This is a genomic window from Micrococcus sp. 63XJN7_6_ISO-PGPR-S23-444 (assembly GCF_058072765.1).
Genome location: NZ_CM176516.1, coordinates 2,199,675 through 2,216,835, shown reverse-complemented (window position 1 = coordinate 2,216,835; position 17,161 = coordinate 2,199,675). Strand labels below are relative to the sequence as shown.

General features: G+C 74.4%; 19 protein-coding genes. 13 read left to right on the top strand and 6 right to left on the bottom strand.

Annotation, left to right across the window (positions count from 1 at the left end):
* Positions 1–35: 35 nt before the first annotated feature.
* Positions 36–1,280, top strand: a complete 1,245-nt coding sequence (locus AC3RJ9_RS10185) for an isochorismate synthase (protein ID WP_095347741.1) — start codon at positions 36–38, stop codon at positions 1,278–1,280.
* A gap of 274 nt (positions 1,281–1,554) precedes the next feature.
* Here the strand turns inward: AC3RJ9_RS10185 and AC3RJ9_RS10180 are convergent, their stop codons facing one another.
* Positions 1,555–1,827, bottom strand: a complete 273-nt coding sequence (locus AC3RJ9_RS10180; protein WP_227448856.1) for a three-helix bundle dimerization domain-containing protein — start codon at positions 1,825–1,827, stop codon at positions 1,555–1,557.
* A 345-nt stretch (positions 1,828–2,172) separates the two neighbouring features.
* Between AC3RJ9_RS10180 and AC3RJ9_RS10175 the strand changes: the two genes are divergently transcribed.
* A complete protein-coding gene (locus AC3RJ9_RS10175; protein WP_036339575.1) occupies positions 2,173–3,045 on the top strand; it encodes an oxygenase MpaB family protein in 873 nt (290 codons plus the stop codon).
* 217 nt (positions 3,046–3,262) lie between these two features.
* Positions 3,263–4,435, top strand: a complete 1,173-nt coding sequence (gene rlmN / locus AC3RJ9_RS10170) for a dual-specificity RNA methyltransferase RlmN (RefSeq protein WP_459536903.1) — start codon at positions 3,263–3,265, stop codon at positions 4,433–4,435.
* Between the two features lie 75 nt (positions 4,436–4,510).
* Here rlmN and AC3RJ9_RS10165 read toward each other — a convergent pair whose 3' ends face one another.
* The 3 genes from AC3RJ9_RS10165 to aroQ form a co-directional block, all read right to left on the bottom strand.
* Positions 4,511–4,993 (bottom strand): pyridoxamine 5'-phosphate oxidase family protein, encoded by a 483-nt coding sequence (locus AC3RJ9_RS10165; RefSeq protein WP_044659290.1) that lies wholly within the window; start codon positions 4,991–4,993, stop codon positions 4,511–4,513.
* Positions 4,994–5,057: 64 nt separating this feature from the next.
* Positions 5,058–6,065, bottom strand: coding sequence for an IS481 family transposase (locus tag AC3RJ9_RS10160; RefSeq protein ID WP_119217714.1), 1,008 nt, complete (start codon positions 6,063–6,065; stop codon positions 5,058–5,060).
* Positions 6,066–6,211: 146 nt separating this feature from the next.
* Entirely contained in the window at positions 6,212–6,664 is a 453-nt protein-coding gene (gene aroQ, locus AC3RJ9_RS10155) for a type II 3-dehydroquinate dehydratase (RefSeq protein ID WP_206495876.1), read from the bottom strand.
* 212 nt (positions 6,665–6,876) lie between these two features.
* Between aroQ and trxA the strand changes: the two genes are divergently transcribed.
* Entirely contained in the window at positions 6,877–7,317 is a 441-nt protein-coding gene (gene trxA / locus AC3RJ9_RS10150; protein WP_051995255.1) for a thioredoxin, read from the top strand.
* 30 nt (positions 7,318–7,347) lie between these two features.
* Here trxA and idi read toward each other — a convergent pair whose 3' ends face one another.
* Complete coding sequence (idi, locus tag AC3RJ9_RS10145; protein WP_020626536.1) at positions 7,348–7,977, bottom strand: isopentenyl-diphosphate Delta-isomerase; 630 nt, start codon at positions 7,975–7,977, stop codon at positions 7,348–7,350.
* Between the two features lie 146 nt (positions 7,978–8,123).
* On the opposite strand from idi, the gene AC3RJ9_RS10140 reads away from it, so the two are divergent.
* The 9 genes from AC3RJ9_RS10140 (at position 8,124) to crtX (ending at position 15,439) form a co-directional block, all read left to right on the top strand.
* Positions 8,124–8,672, top strand: coding sequence for a hypothetical protein (locus AC3RJ9_RS10140; protein WP_020626537.1), 549 nt, complete (start codon positions 8,124–8,126; stop codon positions 8,670–8,672).
* Positions 8,673–8,833: 161 nt separating this feature from the next.
* Positions 8,834–9,910, top strand: a complete 1,077-nt coding sequence (locus AC3RJ9_RS10135; RefSeq protein WP_010079993.1) for a polyprenyl synthetase family protein — start codon at positions 8,834–8,836, stop codon at positions 9,908–9,910.
* Between the two features lies 1 nt (position 9,911).
* Positions 9,912–10,808: a phytoene/squalene synthase family protein gene (locus AC3RJ9_RS10130; RefSeq protein ID WP_152744017.1), complete on the top strand. Its 897-nt coding sequence runs from the start codon at positions 9,912–9,914 to the stop codon at positions 10,806–10,808.
* Positions 10,805–12,505: a phytoene desaturase family protein gene (crtI, locus tag AC3RJ9_RS10125; RefSeq protein WP_101966188.1), complete on the top strand. Its 1,701-nt coding sequence runs from the start codon at positions 10,805–10,807 to the stop codon at positions 12,503–12,505. The genes AC3RJ9_RS10130 and crtI overlap by 4 nt, the downstream gene beginning before the upstream one ends.
* Positions 12,502–13,386: a prenyltransferase gene (locus AC3RJ9_RS10120; protein ID WP_123243940.1), complete on the top strand. Its 885-nt coding sequence runs from the start codon at positions 12,502–12,504 to the stop codon at positions 13,384–13,386. Before crtI ends, AC3RJ9_RS10120 begins: the two co-directional genes overlap by 4 nt.
* Positions 13,356–13,745, top strand: a complete 390-nt coding sequence (gene crtYg, locus AC3RJ9_RS10115) for a C50 carotenoid gamma-cyclase subunit alpha CrtYg (protein WP_020626541.1) — start codon at positions 13,356–13,358, stop codon at positions 13,743–13,745. The genes AC3RJ9_RS10120 and crtYg overlap by 31 nt, the downstream gene beginning before the upstream one ends.
* On the top strand, positions 13,742–14,098 hold the full coding sequence (gene crtYh / locus AC3RJ9_RS10110; protein ID WP_123243939.1) for a C50 carotenoid gamma-cyclase subunit beta CrtYh: 357 nt from the start codon (positions 13,742–13,744) through the stop codon (positions 14,096–14,098). Before crtYg ends, crtYh begins: the two co-directional genes overlap by 4 nt.
* 1 nt (position 14,099) lies before the next feature.
* Positions 14,100–14,651, top strand: coding sequence for a DUF2238 domain-containing protein (locus AC3RJ9_RS10105; protein ID WP_199727618.1), 552 nt, complete (start codon positions 14,100–14,102; stop codon positions 14,649–14,651).
* Complete coding sequence (gene crtX, locus AC3RJ9_RS10100) at positions 14,630–15,439, top strand: C50 carotenoid glucosyltransferase CrtX (RefSeq protein ID WP_123243937.1); 810 nt, start codon at positions 14,630–14,632, stop codon at positions 15,437–15,439. Before AC3RJ9_RS10105 ends, crtX begins: the two co-directional genes overlap by 22 nt.
* On the opposite strand, the gene AC3RJ9_RS10095 is transcribed toward crtX, so the two are convergent.
* Positions 15,424–17,109, bottom strand: a complete 1,686-nt coding sequence (locus AC3RJ9_RS10095) for an SDR family oxidoreductase (protein WP_123243936.1) — start codon at positions 17,107–17,109, stop codon at positions 15,424–15,426. The two genes, crtX and AC3RJ9_RS10095, sit on opposite strands and share 16 nt — an antisense overlap.
* Between the last annotated feature and the right edge of the window lie 52 nt (positions 17,110–17,161).

The following is a 17,161-nucleotide window of genomic DNA, read 5'->3' as shown; positions in this document are numbered from 1 at the left end:
GCGGGGGTCCGCCGAGGTGGGAGAGAATGGGGGCCATGTCTGTCCGCTCCCTGCTCCCGGACCTCGGCACCCCCGCGACCGGGACCCCCGAGGCCGCCGTCCCCCCGTTCGCCCGGGCGGTGCTGTGGGCGCACGGGGACGACGCGTGGCGGGGCGAGGGCGGCTGGACCGTGCTCCTGGACGGCACCGACCGGCTCCGCCGGCTCTCCGCGCTGTGGCAGGCCGCCGTCGCCGGGCGACCGGACCCGACGGCCCCGCTGCGGGGCTGGATCTCCTCGACCTTCGCCGACGACTCGCCCGAGCCCGCGGTCCTGCGCATCCCCGCGGATCTGCGCCGCGCCACGCCGTCCGGCGTGCGGGACGTGGCCCAGCACATGGACGCGGACGCGCTCGCAGCCGCCGTCGCCGCGGACCGTGGAGCCCGGCTGCTGGCCGACGGCGCGGTGCCCCTGCCCGCCGACGTCGCCGACCGTGCCTGGGACGACGCCGGCTACGCGGCCGGGGTGCGCGAGCTGCTGACGCGGATGGCCGACTCGGGCGGGGAGCTGGCGAAGGTCGTGATCAGCCGCACGATGACCGTCCCCGCGGACGACGCCGACCTGTGGCGGGCGATCGGGGCCCTGCGCCGCGAGTACCCGCAGACCTGGGTGTTCGCCGTCGGCGGGCTGCTGGGCGCTACGCCCGAGGTCCTCGCCACGCGGCACGCGGGGCTCGTGGGCTCGCGGGTGCTGGCGGGGTCCATGCCGCGCGGCGCGGACGAGGAGGAGGACGCCGCGCTGCGGGAGCGTCTGGCCTGTGATCCGCGGCTGGCGGAGGAGCATCGCTGGGCGGCGCGGTCGGTGCTGGACGCGCTGGCGCCCGTCGTCGACCTCGCCGATGACGACCCCGCGCCCACCGTCCTGACCCTGCCGAACGTGCACCACCTGGCCACGTCCGTGCGCGGCCGGCTGCGGGATGGGCGGGGGACCGTGCTGGACGTGGTGGCCGCGCTGCATCCGACGGCGGCCGTCGGCGGGACCCCCACGCCGGACGCGGTGAGGGTGATCGCGGAGGTCGAGCCCGTGGACCGCGGCCGCTATGCGGGCCCGGTCGGGTGGCTCGACCAGGACGGCGACGGCGAGATCGCCCTGGCGCTGCGCTGTGGCCAGCAGGTGCCCGGCGGGGTGCGGCTGCAGGCCGGGGGCGGGATGGTCCCGGGAGCGGTGCCCGAGGAGGAGGTCACGGAGATCCGGGCCAAGTTCCTGCCGATGCGCCGAGCGCTGGGCGTCGCCGAGGACTGAGGCCTCCCGTGCCGGGCCCCCCGTCCGCGTCACCCACGCTTTCGTGTAGGAAACGGCGGCGTGTCGCGGTGCTTTTGTGTGAGAAACGGCGCCGCACCTCGGAGTCGCGTGGGCGTCGATGGAACGGCGCCCCGGAGCGTTCACGCCGTTTCCCGAACGAAAGCGTTCTGGCACCCGCCGTTTCCCGAACGAAAGCGTCCGGGGAGGCGAGAAGACCCGCCGGCCACGGCCCCTCGCGGGGCGGGCCGACGGGTCGTCGCGTCGGTATGGGGGATCAGGCGGCGACGGCCATGGCCTCGTGGGCCGGCGTCGCGGCCTGGAGGCGGCGGGTGGCCTCGCGCTCGGCGAGGGCCGGCAGGAAGGTGGTGATGCGGGCGCCGCGCTTGAGGTCGGCGACGACCTCGCGGACGACCGAGCGGACGGTCTCGGCGGTGACGGTGCCCTCGAAGCGGCGGAGGAGGGTCTCCTCGACGCGCTGGAGCACGTGGCGTTGCATGAGGGGGCTCGGGGCGGTGGGCAGGTGGTGGCTGGTCGTGTTGATGCTCACGGTGAGCACCTCCTTCGGTTGCCGGACCATGAGTCCGGCGGATCGTCGCGGCGGGGCCGCGGGTGATGGGTTCGGTGGAGTCCCAACCTCGCGTTCCGTAAACGCTAGGTGAACTGCTTGTGAACAAGTTTACAGATTTCCTCCCGGAGTGCAACTCCGTGTTCACCAACATGACCTGTGACACCCTGTTGCGCCCGCCTGTATGGCGCGAAATCGGCGCAATCATGCGGTTTTCGGATCGAGGCGTCACGAGCGGCAGGCGAACAGCAAGATGAACAGAAGGTGAACGGCACTGTTCATCTTGGCCCCCTGCCCCTCTGCCCGGCCCGGTGCGAGGCTGGGACCATGCGCCCCGACCGCCGCTCCGCCCCGACCTCTGCGGCCGCCCTCGCCCGCGAGGCCGTGATCCTCGCCGGCGCCGGCGCGGCGATCCTGCTCCAGGTGGCGCACCGGCCGGTGGGGGCCGGCGTCGCCGTCCACTCCCGGTTCACCGAGGACCCGATGCGCCGGCTCCGCCACACGCTCGCCTACATCTACGCGGTCACCCTCCCCGAGGCCGCGTCGTTGCGAGACGCGGTCGTCGACCGGGTGCGGGCGGCGCACCGCCCGGTCCGCGGGGTCGACGCCGGAGGCCACCCCTACGACGCCGCCGACCCGGACGCCCAGCTGTGGGTGGCCGCCACCCTCTACGCGATGGGGGAGCAGGTGCGCCGCCGGATGTGGGGCGCCCTCGACGCCGAGGACGCCGACCGCCTCTACCGCGGGTACGCTCCGCTCGCCACGAGCCTCGAGGTCCCCGCCTCCGCCTGGCCGGTCGACCGCGCGGCGTTCGCGGACTACTGGGACGACCGGGTGGCCCGGCTCGAGGTCACGGACGACGCGCGGCGGGTCGCCGCCGACCTGTTCTCCGGCCATGGCGTCCCCGCGCCGCTGCGGGCGGCTATGCCCCTGGCCCGGTTCGTCACCGCCGGTCTCCTCCCAGGCCGCGTGCGCGCCGGCCTCGGCTGGTCCTGGACTGGGCGGGACTCCGTCCGGGAGGCACGCCTCTGGGGGCTGGCGCGCACCCTGTACCGGCCGCTGCCGGCGACGGTGCGCGGCGTCGTCGTCCGCTGGGTCCTGCGGGGGCTGCCCCGGACGCGAAAGCCGCGCGGTGCCGTCGACGTGGAGGCGACCCGCCGCGAAGTCCGCCCCGTCTGGGAGAATGGTGCCGATGTCTGACTACCAGCCCCGCCGCCCCGGATCGAAGCCCACCCCGAACCGCCAGAGGGACCGCGCCGGCAAGCCGGCCCTCGGCCGCCCCGAGCGCGGCCTGATCGACGAGTCCGAGGCGCGCCAGCTCGCCGAGGACCGAGAGCGCATGCGCCGCGCCGGCGTCGGCCACCAGCTCTCCGCGCCCAAGCGCCGCGAGGCCGCCACCGCCGAGCGCCCCCAGGTGATGCCGAAGACCGAGGGCTGGACCCAGCCGATGGGCCCGGACGGCCGACCGCAGCTGCAGTTCAAGCAGCCGCGCGTCTCTCAGCCGCCCACGCACCTGGCCGACCTCACGCTGAAGGAACGGCAGGAGAAGGCCAAGGAGATCGGGCTGCCGGCGTTCCGCGCCAAGCAGCTCTCGGTGCACTACTTCGAGCACTACACCACCGATCCGGAGCAGATGACGGACCTGCCCAAGGACAAGCGGGAGGCGATCGCGGAGGCGTTCTTCCCGCCGCTGCTCACCGAGGTCCGGCGCATGGAGACCGACCGCGGGGACACCGTCAAGTTCCTGTGGCGGCTGTTCGACGGCGCTCTCGTGGAGTCCGTGCTGATGCGGTACCCCGGCCGCGTGACGCTGTGCGTGTCCAGCCAGGCCGGCTGCGGGATGAACTGCCCGTTCTGCGCCACGGGCCAGGCCGGGCTGACCCGCAACATGTCCACGGCGGAGATCGTGGAGCAGATCGTGCTGGCCAACCAGGTGATCGCCCAGGGCGGACTGGGCGGCAAGCGCAAGGATGGCGGGCACGACGCCGACCGCGTCACCAACGTCGTGTTCATGGGCATGGGTGAGCCCCTGGCCAACTACAAGCGCGTGATGGCCGCCGTGCACCGCATGGTGGACCCCTCGCCTGAGGGCCTGGGCATGTCCGCGCGGAACATCACGCTGTCCACCGTCGGCCTGGTGCCGGCCATCCGGAAGCTGGCCGAGGAGGGCGTGCCGCTGACGTTCGCGCTGTCCCTGCACGCGCCGGACGACGAGCTGCGCGACGAGCTGATCCCCGTGAACTCACGCTGGAAGGCGGACGAGGCGATCGACGCCGCGTACGACTACTTCGTGGCCACCGGGCGCAGGGTGTCCATCGAGTACGCGCTCATCAAGGACATGAACGACCACGCGTGGCGCGCCGACCTGCTGGCCAAGAAGCTCAACGCCCGGGGCAAGGGCTGGGTGCACGTGAACCCGATCCCGCTGAACCCGACGCCGGGCTCCATCTGGACCGCCTCGGAGAAGGACGTGACGCGCGAGTTCGTGGACCGGCTCAACGCCGCCGGCATCCCCACCACCCTGCGCGACACCCGCGGCAAGGAGATCGACGGCGCGTGCGGCCAGCTGGCGGCCGAGGACGTCGACTGACCTGCCGAGGCCCCGCGCGCGGCGCCCACCGGCCCGTCCTCGGGCAAGCCGCGGGGCCGGCGTCGGGGAGCGCCGTCAGAAGCGGACGGTCTCGCTGTCGCCCGGCTCGGCGGTCCCGCCGGTGACCTTGGCCTTGACCAGCTCGACGGCGGTGGCCACCGCGCCCGGGGACTCCCAGAACTGGGCGGTCTGCACGTCCACGCGCACGAGCACGATCTGCGGATCCTCGGGGCTCGAGCCCTCACCGAAGAAGGCCTCGGTGGCCGGGTTCCAGAACTCCTTCTTGCGCGCGTCGTCGCGGACGAGCTGACCGTGGCCCGCGAGGGAGGCCCAGAAGTCCTTGTCCTGCACGGCGACGTTGACCGGGCGCTGCGGAGCGTCCGCGGCGACGTCGGAGGTGGCGCGCGTGAGGAACCAGAGCGTGCCGCCGTCCTCGGCCTGTTGCAGGCCCATCGGGCGGGTGACGAGCGTGCCGTCCCGCTCAGCGGTGGTCAGCATGCAGACGTTCACCTTCGCGAGCTTCTCGAGCAGACGGGCGCGGGGATCCTGGGTGCCCATGGCGTGACTCCTTCGTCGTCGGGTGCCGGCGCCCTGATGTGGCCACCGGCTCGTACCACCGACCCTAGGTGTAGGAGGGCATGACGTTGTTGACTCGGGTCGGTGCCAGTGAGGCCGGAGGAGCGTTCCCGCAGGAGGTATGAGGCCGATGGTAGTTGTAGTGGTTCACCCACACCTGCAGGGCCTCACGCCGAGCTTGCTCTGAGGAGTACGGGCGGGCGTAGAGGACCTCATCGACCATCAGCCGGTTGTACCTCTCCACCTTCCCGTTATGGCGCGGGGTGTAGGGGCGGATCCGGTGGTGCCGGCCCCCGAGCGAGACCACCTTCGCGGTGAAGTCCACGGCCCGGTAGTTGTTTCCGTTGTCCGTGATCACCCGGTCCACGGTGATGCCGTGGGCGGCGAAGAACGCCCGCGCCCGGCAGTAGAAGCTCACGGTCGTGGCCGCCCGCTCGTCCTCCAACGCTTCGGTGTAGGCCAGGCGGGTGTACCCGTCGATCGCCGAGTGCAGGTAGGTGTAGCCGACCCGCCGGCCAGGCCCGCGCTTGGAAGCACGGCCTGCTTCACTTTCACGTCCGTGGGTGCGCCAGCCGCCCCCGTCTGGGATCTTCCCGATCTTCTTCACGTCCAGGTGCACCATGTGCCCCGGCCCTCTCGCGGTGATCTTCTGGGGTCGTTGGCGCAGGTCCTCACCTGTGGGCGCGAGGTCTGGCAACCGGGAGATGCCCAGCCGGTGCAGCCACCTGCCCACCGTTCGGAGGCACACCCGGTGGCCCTCGGAGACGAGGTGGTGATGGATGCGCCGTGCGGACCACTTGCGCTCCCGCCGCAGGGCGTGGATCTGGGCGACCAAGACCGGATCGAGCTGGGCAGGTGAACGGTGCGGCCGGCTGGGCAGGTCCTGAAGGCCGGCTTCTCCCTGGGCGCGGTAGCGGGCGACCCAGGTGGCCACCGTGGGCCGGCTCACCCGGAACTCGGCGGCCACGTGGGACTGCGGGATCCCGTCGTGCAGGTGGCGGTGGACCATCCTGAGACGGCCAGTGGGGGTCAGGGGTGCGTTAGCGTGAGTCATGAGTGGGTCTCTTCTGGCAGGTGGGTTGTTGAGGAACTTCCATCCTGCGGGAGAGGCCCACTCGTCTCATCTCAGCCGGCGCCCTGATGTGGCCACCGGCTCGTACCACCGACCCTAGGCACGGCCAGGCGGGGCCTGACCAGCGCTCAGCGGCGCACAGCCGCGGCGAGCCAGTCGACGGCGAGGGCGTAGCCCTGGACTCCCGCCCCGGCGATCACGACGTCGGCGACGGCGGAGACGTGCGAGTGGTGCCGGAACGCCTCGCGCCGGTGGACGTTGGAGATGTGCACCTCGGCGATCGGCCGGTCGACGGCGGCGAGGGCGTCCCGGATGGCGATGGAGGTGTGCGAGTACGCGGCGGGGTTGATGAGGACGCCCGCGTGGGAGGTGCGGGCCTCCTGGATCCAGTCGATGAGCTCGCCCTCGTGGTTGGACTGTCGGAAGTCCACGGTCAGCCCGTGCTCGGCCGCGCGGGCCTCGGTGAGCGCACGGACCTCGTCGAGGGTGGCCGTGCCGTAGACCTCGGGCTCGCGGGTGCCGAGCAGGTTCAGGTTGGGGCCGTTGAGCACGAGCAGGGGCAGGGCGGGAGTGGCGGTCATGCGGTCAGTCTAGGAAGCGACGACGACGGCTCCCGTCTCGGCCGCGACAGTGCGTGGAAGGCGCCCGTTTCTCGAACGAAAGTGCCGGGACACGCCGCCGTTTCCCGAACGAAAGTGGGGTGGGGCGGAATAGGTGCGGCGGGGTGTCCGTTGTGGTCGGCAGGACGATCGCCGGCGTGAGCGCGTCGGCCCCGCTGACGAAAGGACCCACCGTGGCCACCAAGGACCTGACCCTCGAGGAGTTCGGCTCCACCGTCGCCGAGAACGACACCGTGCTCGTGGACTTCTGGGCCGGCTGGTGCGGCCCGTGCCGCCAGTTCGCCCCCGTGTTCGAGGCCGCCTCGGAGAAGCACGACGACGTCGTGTTCGCCAAGGTCGACACGGAGGACCAGCAGCAGCTGGCGGCGATGGCCGGCATCACCTCCATCCCCACGCTCATGGCCTTCCGCGGCGGCGTGCTCGTGTTCTCCCAGGCCGGCGCCCTGCCGGGCACCGCGCTCGAGCAGCTGCTCGACCAGGTCAAGGGCCTCGACATCGCAGAGGTCCGCCGCCTGGCCGAGGAGCAGCAGGGCCAGCAGGGCGACGCCGAGCCGGGGCAGGACGAGGCCGTGCAGTCCACCGCCGCCCACCTCGACGACGTCAACGGCCGCTGACGGCCCGCGCGGCGTCGCCGCGCCGGCCGCTCACCGCGGGTCGAACGCCCCCTGCTGCCACTGCTCCACGAGCCACGGGCTGAACGCCCGGGGGACGGCGGCCAGGGCGGCGGCCAGATCGGCCGGCTCCACCCAGCACCACTCCGCGACCTCGTCCCGCTCCGGGGCGGGGTCGCCGTGCATCCGGGCCCGGAACACCGGGCAGATCTCGTGCTCCTCCATGCCGGAGGCGTCCGCGGCCCGGTAGCGGAAGTCGGGGAGCACCTCGACGACGTCGGACACCTCCACGCCCAGCTCCTGCGGGGCGCGGCGCAGCACGGCCTCCGCGGGGGACTCGCCGGGGCCGGGGTGCCCGCAGAACCCGTTGGTCCACACCCCGGGGAACGCCGCCTTGCCCAGCGCCCGGCGGGTGAGCAGGAACCGGTCGGCCTCGTCGTACACGTGACAGGAGAAGGCCAGGTGCAGGGGCGTGCCGCCGTCCTCGGTGCGGCGGTGGACCGTGGCCTTGGCCTCCGTGCCCACGGCCTCGCCCGCCGGGGACAGCAGGACCACGCGCTCGACGTCGTCGGGGCCTGCGACCGGGACGTCCGAGGCCGCCATCCACGGTCGGGCGACGGGGGAGGGGTGGTCGTGCGGGGAGGGCGTGGCCGGGGTCTGCATGCCTCTCAGTGTGGCAGGCGAGCCGGGCCGCCCATCAGATGTGGGCCATGTCACCCCGGCCCGATCCTGATGGCCGGGCGTGGCTAGAGTGCTGAGGTCGGCGCCACACCCCGGCGCGTCCCACGTCACTCGAGGAGAGCACCCCCATGGCCTTCGCCGCCCTGTCCCGTTCCGCCCGTCTTGCCGGCCTGTCCGCTGCCGCGCTGCTGGCCCTCACCGCGTGCGGCGGTCAGGACTCGTCCGACGCCGACGCGTCCGCCTCGACGACGGCGCCCGCCTCCGCGTCCGCGCAGGGTGCGGAGTCGTCGTCCGCCTCGGCGTCGTCGCTGTCCGCGGCCCCGGCCGACTACGAGGCCGGCACGTGCTTCACCGCCCCGCTCGGCGCCCGTGACCTGTCCTCCTTCGAGACCACCGACTGCGAGGGCGCCCACACCGCGGAGTACCTGTGGGCCGTGCCGGCCGTGGCCGAGGGCGAGGAGGCCGACCCGGCCGCCGCCCAGACCTGCACCGCCCAGGCCCAGCGCCTGAGCGAGGAGAAGGAGGACCAGCTGAACGGGGCCGTCCTGACCTCCTCCGAGCTGGGCAACTACGGCACCGACGAGAAGCACTGCGTCGTGTACGGGGTCTCCGGTGAGTGGGAGGGTCAGATCGTGGACCCGGAGATCACCCTGGAGACGGCGTCCGCCGACGCCTGATCCCGACGGCGGCCCCGTGCGTCGTGAGATCGCGCCGCCCGGGACCGCCGCGCATGGACGCGGGACCGGCGAGGCCCGTAGTGTCTTCTGCGTCCAGAAGTTAGACGGTCGAACAGATGCGGCGGTCGGTGCCGCGTCGTGTCCGCCACCGAGGAGGCGCCATGGGTGAAGCGAGGACGGGCGGCGAGGCCGCGCTCTCCGGGGTGACCGCCGAGCTGGACGCCGCGCTCCGACATGCCGCGGCCCAGGCACCCGGATCCGCCGCCTTCGCCGAGCTGCTCGACTCGCTCCACGTCCATGTGGGCGCCGGCAAGCTCATCCGCCCCCGTCTCGTCGAGCTCGGCTGGCGCCTGGCGACCGCCGACCCGGTCCCTCCGTCCGGCCGCGCTGCCGTCGACCGACTCGGGGCCGCCTTCGAACTGCTGCACACCGCGCTGCTCGTCCACGACGACGTCATCGATCGGGACGTGCTGCGGCGCGGCCAGCCCGCCGTGCACGCCTCCGCCCGGCACCGCCTCGAGGCCCGCGGGGTGCCCGCCGCGGACGCCGCCCACGCCGGGGTCGCCGTCGCCCTCATCGCGGGGGACGTCCTGCTCACCCAGGCGTTCCGGCTCGCCGCCACCTGTGCCGCCGACACCGCCCGGGCCGCCGAGGCCGCCGCCGTCGTCTTCGACGCCGCCGCCGTGACCGCGGCCGGCGAGCTCGAAGACGTGCTCCTGGGGCTGTCCCGCCACACCGGTGAGGAGCCCGATCCCGACCGCATCCTCGCCATGCAACGGCTCAAGACGGCGCACTACACGGTCGGCGCGCCCCTGCGCGCCGGCGCCCTCCTGGCCGGGGCGGATCCCGACCTCGCCCGGGCGATGGGCGAGGCCGGCGCCGACCTCGGCGCCGCCTACCAGGTGATCGACGACGTCCTCGGCGTGTTCGGCGATCCCGGGGAGACCGGCAAGTCCGCCGACGGCGACCTGCGCGAGGGCAAGGCCACCGTGCTCACCGCCCACGGCCGCCGCATCCCCGCCGTCCGCGCCCTGCTCGACGCGGGCCCGGCCACCCCCGCGGACATCGAGGCCGCCCGCCGCGCCCTCGAGGCGGCCGGTGCCCGGGAGCACGCCCTCGACGTCGCCGCCGAGCTCACCGTCCGCGCCCGCGAGCGCATCGCGGCCCTGCCCCTGGACGAGACGGTCCGGGCGGAGTTCGCCGACGCCTGCCACGCCGTGCTGACCCGGAGGTCCTGAGATGGCCGCGCCCACCCCGAGCCCTGCCGCGCTGTACACGCGGACGGCCCACGCCGCAGCGGCCCAGGTGATCCGCCGCTACTCCACGTCCTTCTCCTGGGCCTGCCGCACCCTGCCCCGGCAGGCACGCCAGGACGTGGCCACGATCTACGCCATGGTCCGCGTCGCCGACGAGGTGGTCGACGGCGTCGCGGTGGCCGCCGGGCTCGACGAGGCCGGGGTCCGCGCCGCCCTGGACGACTACGAGCGGGCGTGTGAGGCCGCGATGGCGTCGGGCTTCGCCACCGACCCGGTCCTGCACGCCTTCGCCGACGTGGCCCGTCGCCACGGCATCACCCCGGAGCTGACCCGTCCCTTCTTCGCCTCCATGCGCGCGGACCTGGGGATCCGCGAGCACGGCGCCGAGTCGCTGGACGCCTACATCCACGGCTCGGCCGAGGTGGTGGGGCTGATGTGCCTGCAGGTCTTCCTCTCCCTCCCCGGCACGCGGGCCCGGACCCCGGGCCAGCGGCAGGAGCTGCGCGCGCAGGCCTCCCGGCTGGGGGCGGCGTTCCAGAAGGTCAACTTCCTCAGGGACCTGGCCGCGGACCACCACGAGCTGGGCCGCACCTACCTGCCCGGTGCCGCACCGGGCGTGTTCACCGAGGCCCGCAAGGCCGAGCTCGTGGCCGAGGTCCGCGCCGACCTCGACGCCGCCCTGCCCGGCATCCGTGTCCTGGACCCCGGGGCCGGGCGCGCCGTGGCCCTGGCGCACGGACTGTTCGCGGCCCTGGTGGACCGGATCGAGGCGACCCCGGCGGCCGAGCTGGCCCACCGCCGTGTCCGGGTGCCGGACCATCAGAAGGCCCGGATCGCCGCCCGCGTCCTGGCACGGGGCCGCCGGGGAGGCCGCCGATGAGCGCCCGGGACACCGCTCTCGGCCCGCGCACCGTGGTGGTGGGCGGCGGGTTCGCCGGACTGGCCACGGCGGGCCTGTTGGCCCGCGACGGGCACCGGGTGACGCTGCTGGAGCGCGGCGCCGTCTTGGGCGGCCGTGCCGGACGCTGGTCTGAGGCGGGGTTCACCTTCGATACCGGGCCCTCCTGGTACCTGATGCCCGAGGTGATCGACCGCTGGTTCCGCCTCATGGGGACCTCCGCCGCCGAACGGCTGGACCTGCGCCGTCTGGACCCCGGCTACCGGGTGTACTTCGAGGGGCACCTCCACGAGCCCCCCGTGGACGTGCGCACCGGCCACGCGGAGACGCTGTTCGAGTCCCTCGAGCCCGGCGCCGGGCGCCGGCTGCGGGCCTACCTCGACTCCGCGTCCCGGATCTACGGGCTCGCCAAGGAGCACTTCCTCTACACGGACTTCCGCCGGCCGGCCGCCCTGGCCCACCCGGACGTCCTGCGCGCCCTGCCGGCCCTCGGGCCCCAGCTGCTGGGGGGCCTGCGCTCCCACGTGGCGGCCCGCTTCCAGGATCCCCGGCTGCGCCAGATCCTGGGCTACCCGGCGGTCTTCCTCGGCACGTCCCCCGACCGTGCCCCCGCCATGTACCACCTGATGTCCCATCTGGACCTCGCCGACGGCGTGCAGTACCCCCTCGGCGGGTTCGCGGCCCTCGTGGACGCCATGGCGGAGGTCGTGCGCGAGGCCGGCGTGGAGATCCGCACCGGGGTCGAGGCGACCGCCGTCGAGGTGGTGGACCGTCCCGCCCCCGCCGGCCGCCTCGGACGCCTGGCCGCCCGCCTGCCCAGGCCGGGAGCAGCCCGCGGGGACGAGGGCCGACGTCGCCGCCCGGGCCAGGTGACCGGCGTCGCCTGGCGGTCCGACGACGGCGCCGCGGGACGCCTCGACGCCGATGTGGTGGTGGCCGCCGCGGACCTGCACCACGTGCAGACCCGTCTGCTGCCTCCCGGCCGGCGCGTCGCGGAGTCCACGTGGGACCGGCGCGACCCCGGCCCCTCCGGCGTGCTCGTGTGCGTGGGGGTGCGCGGATCCCTGCCCCAGCTGGCCCATCACACCCTGCTGTTCACGGCGGACTGGGAGGACAACTTCGGGCGCATCGAGCGGGGAGAGGACCTCGCCGCGGACACGTCGATCTACGTCTCGCGCACCTCCGCCACGGACCCGGGCGTGGCCCCGGAGGGCGACGAGAACCTCTTCATCCTCGTCCCGGCCCCCGCCGAGCCGGGGTGGGGGCGCGGCGGCATCCGGGTCCGTGACGGCGAGGGCTGGCGGGTGGACCGCGCCGGGGACGCCCAGGTGGAGGCCGTGGCGGACCGGGCCCTCGACCAGCTGGCCCGCTGGGCCGGGATCCCGGACCTGGCCGAGCGCATCGTGGTGCGGCGCACCTACGGGCCCGGTGACTTCGCCGCGGACGTGCACGCCTGGCGGGGTTCGCTGCTGGGCCCCGGGCACACGCTGGCGCAGTCGGCCATGTTCCGTCCCTCGGTGCGGGACGCGGACGTGGCCGGCCTGATGTACGCGGGCTCCTCGGTGCGCCCGGGCATCGGGGTGCCCATGTGTCTGATCTCCGCCGAAGTGGTCCGGGACGAACTGCGCCACGACGCGCGCAGGGCCCGGCCCGCGGGCCCCGGGGGGAGCGGCGCATGATCCGCACCCTCTTCTGGGCGTCCCGGCCGGTCAGCTGGGTGAACACGGCGTACCCGTTCGCCGCCGCCGCGATCCTGACCGGGGGGCTGCCCGCGTGGCTGGTGGTCCTGGGCGTCGTGTTCTTCCTCGTGCCCTACAACCTGGCCATGTACGGCATCAATGACGTGTTCGACTTCGCCTCGGACCTGCGCAACCCCCGCAAGGGGGGCGTGGAGGGCTCCGTGCTGGGCGACCCCGCGGTGCGCCGCCGGGTGCTGGTGTGGTCGGTGCTGCTGCCCGTCCCGTTCGTGGCCGTGCTCGCGGGCTGGTCCGCCGTGCGGGGCGAGTGGGCCGCCGTGCTGGTGCTGGCGGTGAGCCTGTTCGCGGTGGTGGCGTACTCCTGGGCGGGGCTGCGGTTCAAGGAGCGGCCCTTCCTGGACGCCGCGACCTCCGCCACCCACTTCGTCTCCCCCGCGGTCTACGGCCTCGTGCTGGCCGGGGCGACCCCCACGCCCGCCCTGGCGGCACTGCTGGGGGCCTTCTTCCTGTGGGGCATGGCCTCGCAGATGTTCGGGGCGGTGCAGGACGTGGTGCCGGACCGGGAGGGGGGCCTGGCCTCGGTGGCCACCGTGCTGGGCGCTCGGCGCACCGTCCTGCTCGCCGCCGGCCTGTACGCGGCGGCGGGCCTGCTGCTGCTGGCCACCGACCCGCCGGGCCCCCTTGCGGCGCTGCTGGCCGTGCCCTACGTGGTGAACACCCTGCGCTTCCGCCGCATCACGGACGCCACCTCGGGCGCGGCCCACCGCGGCTGGCAGCTGTTCCTCCCCCTGAACTACGTGACCGGCTTCCTCGTGACCCTGCTGCTGATCGGGTGGGCGCTGACCCGGGGGGCGGCGGCATGATCTACCTGCTGGCCCTGCTGGGTGTCATCGGCTGCATGCTGCTGGTGGACCGGCGCTTCGAGCTGTTCCTGTGGCATCGCCCGCTCCCGGCGCTGCTGGTGCTGGCCGCCGGGGTGGCCTACTTCGTCGCCTGGGACCTGTGGGGGATCGCCGAAGGCGTGTTCCTGCACCGGCAGTCGCCCTACATGACCGGGGTGATGCTCGCCCCCCAGCTGCCCCTGGAGGAGGGGTTCTTCCTGCTCTTCCTCAGCCAGATCACGATGGTGCTGTTCACCGGGGCGCTGCGCCTGCTGCGCGGCCGGGGACGCGACGCCCGTGCCGCGACGCCGGCCGATCCGACCGACGGGGGGAGCCGGTGACCTTCCTCGACCTCGTCCTCGTCTTCGTGGGCTTCGCCCTGGCCGTGCTCGTGGGCGCCGCCCTCGTCGGCCGCGTGCGGGGCGAGCACCTGCGGGCCGTGACGGCCACCCTGGTGGCCCTGTGGGCCCTCACGGCGGTCTTTGACAACGTGATGATCGCCGCGGGGCTCTTCGACTACGGCCATGAGCTGCTGGTGGGTGCCTACGTGGGCCAGGCGCCCGTGGAGGACTTCGCCTACCCGCTCGGCTCCGCCCTGCTGCTGCCGGCGCTCTGGCTGCTGCTGACGAGCCGTGGTCGTGCCGGTCGGCGCGGCTGGCGGCCGGGACGCCGCCCCCACCCGGGCGATCGCTGACATGCTGCCGCTGATCCCCGCAGACCTGTTGCGCGCGCTCGGCCTGATCCTCGTCCCGGTCGCGGCGGTGCACGCCGGATGGCCGTCCGCGGCGGCGATGCTGCTCGTGTTCGGCTCCCAGTGGCTCACCCGCTGGCTCGCCCCGGGCGGCGCCCTGGACTGGGCCGCGCAGGCGGTCCTGCTGCTGGCCGGGTGGCTGAGCGTCATCGGCCTCTACCCACGGGTGCCGTGGCTGGACCTGCTCGTGCACGCCGCCGCCTCCGCCGGGGTCGCCTGTCTGACGGCACTGGTGGTGGGGGCGTGGCTCCGGCGTCGGGGGACCGAGGCCGGGCAGGCCGTGGCGCTGCTCGGCCCGGGCCTGGCCGGGCTGGGGATCGCGGCCGCCGCCGTGGCCCTGGGCGTGGTGTGGGAGCTGGCCGAATGGTGGGGGCACACGGCGGTGACCCCCGAGATCGGTGTGGGCTACACGGACACCATCGGCGACCTCGCCGCCGATCTCGTCGGCGCCGGGGTCGGCGCCGCCCTCGCCGTGTGCCGGGAGCGCATCCGGTGACCCCGGCCCGCCCCACGGTCTCCGTGGTCGTCCCGGTGCTCGACGACGCCGAGCACCTGCGCGTGTGCCTCGCCCTGCTGGCCGCCCAGAGCCGGCCGGCGCTGGAGGTGGTGGTGGTGGACAACGGCTGCGTGGACGACTCGGCGGTGCTCGCCCGCGCCGCCGGCGCGCGGGTGGTGCACGAGCCGCGCCGCGGGGTCCCGGCCGCGGCGGCCGCCGGCCTGGACGCCGCGGTCGGGGAGCTGCTGGTGCGCTGCGACGCCGACACGCGGATGCCCGCGGACTGGCTCGAACGGATCGTGGCCCGGTTCGACGCCGACCCCGGGCTCGACGCCCTCACCGGGCCGGGGACCTTCCACGACCAGCCCGGCCTCCGGGGACAGGTGCGGGCGGCGCTCTACACCGGCGCGTACCGCTGGGGGGCGGGCGCCGCGGTGGCGGCCACCCCCGTCTGGGGCTCCAACTGCGCCCTGCGCGCCGAGGCGTGGCAGGCTGTGCGGACCCGCGTCCACCGCGAGCGCGGGGACGTGCACGATGACCTGGACCTGTCCTTCCAGCTGGCCTTGGCCGGCCGCCGGATCCGGTTCGATCCGGACCTGCGGGTGGAGGTCGCCGGGCGCATCTTCCACTCCCTGCGCCAGCGGGTGCGGCAGGGCCGGATGGCGGTCACCACCCTGCAGGTCAACTGGGCCCGGCTGTCCCCCGGGCGGCGGTGGCTGCGCCGGGCGGCCCGGTCACGCCCCCGGCCCCACTGGGGGCGTGGCCCCGACGGTCAGTCCCGGGACTGAGCGCCGCCGGCGCCGCGGGCTCGCCTGTCCAACGGGTTGCGACGCAGGGGCAGCCGGTCCACCAGCGGCCGCAGCAGGCCGCGGGTGCGGGGACGCTCGCCGCCGTCGTGCCGGCGCCTGGCCTCGGCCAGGATGTTCGCGGCCATCTCCGGGAACACCACGGCGTGGAAGGGCAGGATGGCGGTCCAGTAGGCGCGTCCGAGCAGGCCGTCCGGCATGAAGACCGCCCGCTGGCGGTAGACGGAGCCGCCGCCCTCCCGCGGTTCGGTGCTCAGCTGCAGCCAGGCCCGCCCGCCGGCCTTCATCTCCGCCCGCAGCGTCAGCCGCCGCCCCGGCTCCATGTCCTCCACCCGCCACCAGTCCACGGCGTCGCCGCGTCGCAGGTGGTCCGGGTCCCGCCGGCCGCGGGTCAGGCCGGGCCCGCCGACCAGCTTGTCCATCAGCCCGCGGATCTTCCACAGCAGCGGGGTGGAATACCAACCGTTGGCGCCGCCCACCGACTCGATCACCGGCCACACCTCCTGCGCGGGCAGGTCGGACTCGCGCTCGCGCTCGTCCGTGTAGACCGTGGTGCCGGCCCACTCGGGATCCGAGGGCAGGGGGGCGGCCGGGTCCGCGGAGCTCTGGAGGTCCGCGTCGAAGGTGACGTCCAGGGGACCCTCCTTCTCCCGCTTCAGCGCCAGCCGCACGGCGTCCATGTAGGAGGTCAGCCCGCCCGGCGGGTCCGGGATGAGGTCGCGGACCGAGCGGTCCTCCACGACCGCCTCCTCGGCGAGGGATGCGGCCAGGGGCAGGGCCACCGCGACCGGGATGGGGGTCACCATGCCGATCCAGAAGCCCGCCAGGGTCTTCAAGGGCAACGGGGTGGGGATCACGATGCGTCGGGACAGGCCGGCGGCCTTGGCGTAGTCCACCAGCACGCTCGCGAACGACTGGGGGTGTCCGTTGCCGATCTGGGCCCTCAGCTGCACGGGCTCCGGGAGGGCGCAGGCCTGCAGGAGGTAGTACAGGACGTCGCGGATGGCCAGCGGCTCCACCCGGTTCCTCAGCCAGGACGGGCCGGGCATCACGGGCAGCCGCTCGGCGAGATGGCGGATCATCTCGAACGAGGTGGAGCCCGAGCCGATGATCACCCCGGCCTCGAACGTCAGCGCCGGGGTCGCCGCCCGCTCGAGACGCTCGGCCACGAGGGCGCGGGAGCGCATGTGGTCGGACAGCTCCGCGACGGGGACCGTGTCCGGGTGCAGGCCGGAGAGATAGACGAGCTGGGCCACGCCGGCCGTGTCCGCGGCGGTGCCCACGATGTCCGCGATCCGCTGCTCCTGGGCCACGAAGTCGCCGCCCCCGCCCATGGAGTGCACGAGGTAGAGCACGGTGTGCACGTCCTGCATGGCGGCTTCGACGAGGTCCGCCTCGGTGAGGTCGAGCTCCACCGCCTCGATGCTGTCCGACCACGGTCGGTCCGCGAGGACGGAGGGGTTCCGGGCGCCGGCCCGGACGTCGAAGCCGGCGGCGAGCAGCTCGGGGATGAGGCGCCCGCCCACGTAACCGGTGGCACCGGTGACGAGGACGCGACGGCCCCGGCCGTCCGGCAGGGACAGGCCGAGGGGGGAGGTGTGGGACGCCGGCGTGGCACCGGCGGGGACGGGGGAGGGCTGTGTGGACGCCATGGGCGCACTCTAGGGTCCGGGGCGGGTCGGGCTGAAGGTCTCAGGTGTGCGG

Coding starts and splice junctions, on each gene's coding strand:
- AC3RJ9_RS10120 (WP_123243940.1), top strand. CDS start 12,502: ATGATCCGCACCCTCTTCTGGGCGTCCCGGCCGGTCAGCTGGGTGAAC.
- AC3RJ9_RS10185 (WP_095347741.1), top strand. CDS start 36: ATGTCTGTCCGCTCCCTGCTCCCGGACCTCGGCACCCCCGCGACCGGG.
- crtI (WP_101966188.1), top strand. CDS start 10,805: ATGAGCGCCCGGGACACCGCTCTCGGCCCGCGCACCGTGGTGGTGGGC.
- AC3RJ9_RS10165 (WP_044659290.1), bottom strand. CDS start 4,993: ATGGGCACCCAGGATCCCCGCGCCCGTCTGCTCGAGAAGCTCGCGAAG.
- AC3RJ9_RS10095 (WP_123243936.1), bottom strand. CDS start 17,109: ATGGCGTCCACACAGCCCTCCCCCGTCCCCGCCGGTGCCACGCCGGCG.
- idi (WP_020626536.1), bottom strand. CDS start 7,977: ATGCAGACCCCGGCCACGCCCTCCCCGCACGACCACCCCTCCCCCGTC.
- AC3RJ9_RS10130 (WP_152744017.1), top strand. CDS start 9,912: ATGGCCGCGCCCACCCCGAGCCCTGCCGCGCTGTACACGCGGACGGCC.
- rlmN (WP_459536903.1), top strand. CDS start 3,263: ATGCCGAAGACCGAGGGCTGGACCCAGCCGATGGGCCCGGACGGCCGA.
- aroQ (WP_206495876.1), bottom strand. CDS start 6,664: ATGACCGCCACTCCCGCCCTGCCCCTGCTCGTGCTCAACGGCCCCAAC.
- AC3RJ9_RS10140 (WP_020626537.1), top strand. CDS start 8,124: ATGGCCTTCGCCGCCCTGTCCCGTTCCGCCCGTCTTGCCGGCCTGTCC.
- AC3RJ9_RS10175 (WP_036339575.1), top strand. CDS start 2,173: ATGCGCCCCGACCGCCGCTCCGCCCCGACCTCTGCGGCCGCCCTCGCC.
- AC3RJ9_RS10160 (WP_119217714.1), bottom strand. CDS start 6,065: ATGACTCACGCTAACGCACCCCTGACCCCCACTGGCCGTCTCAGGATG.
- AC3RJ9_RS10105 (WP_199727618.1), top strand. CDS start 14,100: ATGCTGCCGCTGATCCCCGCAGACCTGTTGCGCGCGCTCGGCCTGATC.
- AC3RJ9_RS10135 (WP_010079993.1), top strand. CDS start 8,834: ATGGGTGAAGCGAGGACGGGCGGCGAGGCCGCGCTCTCCGGGGTGACC.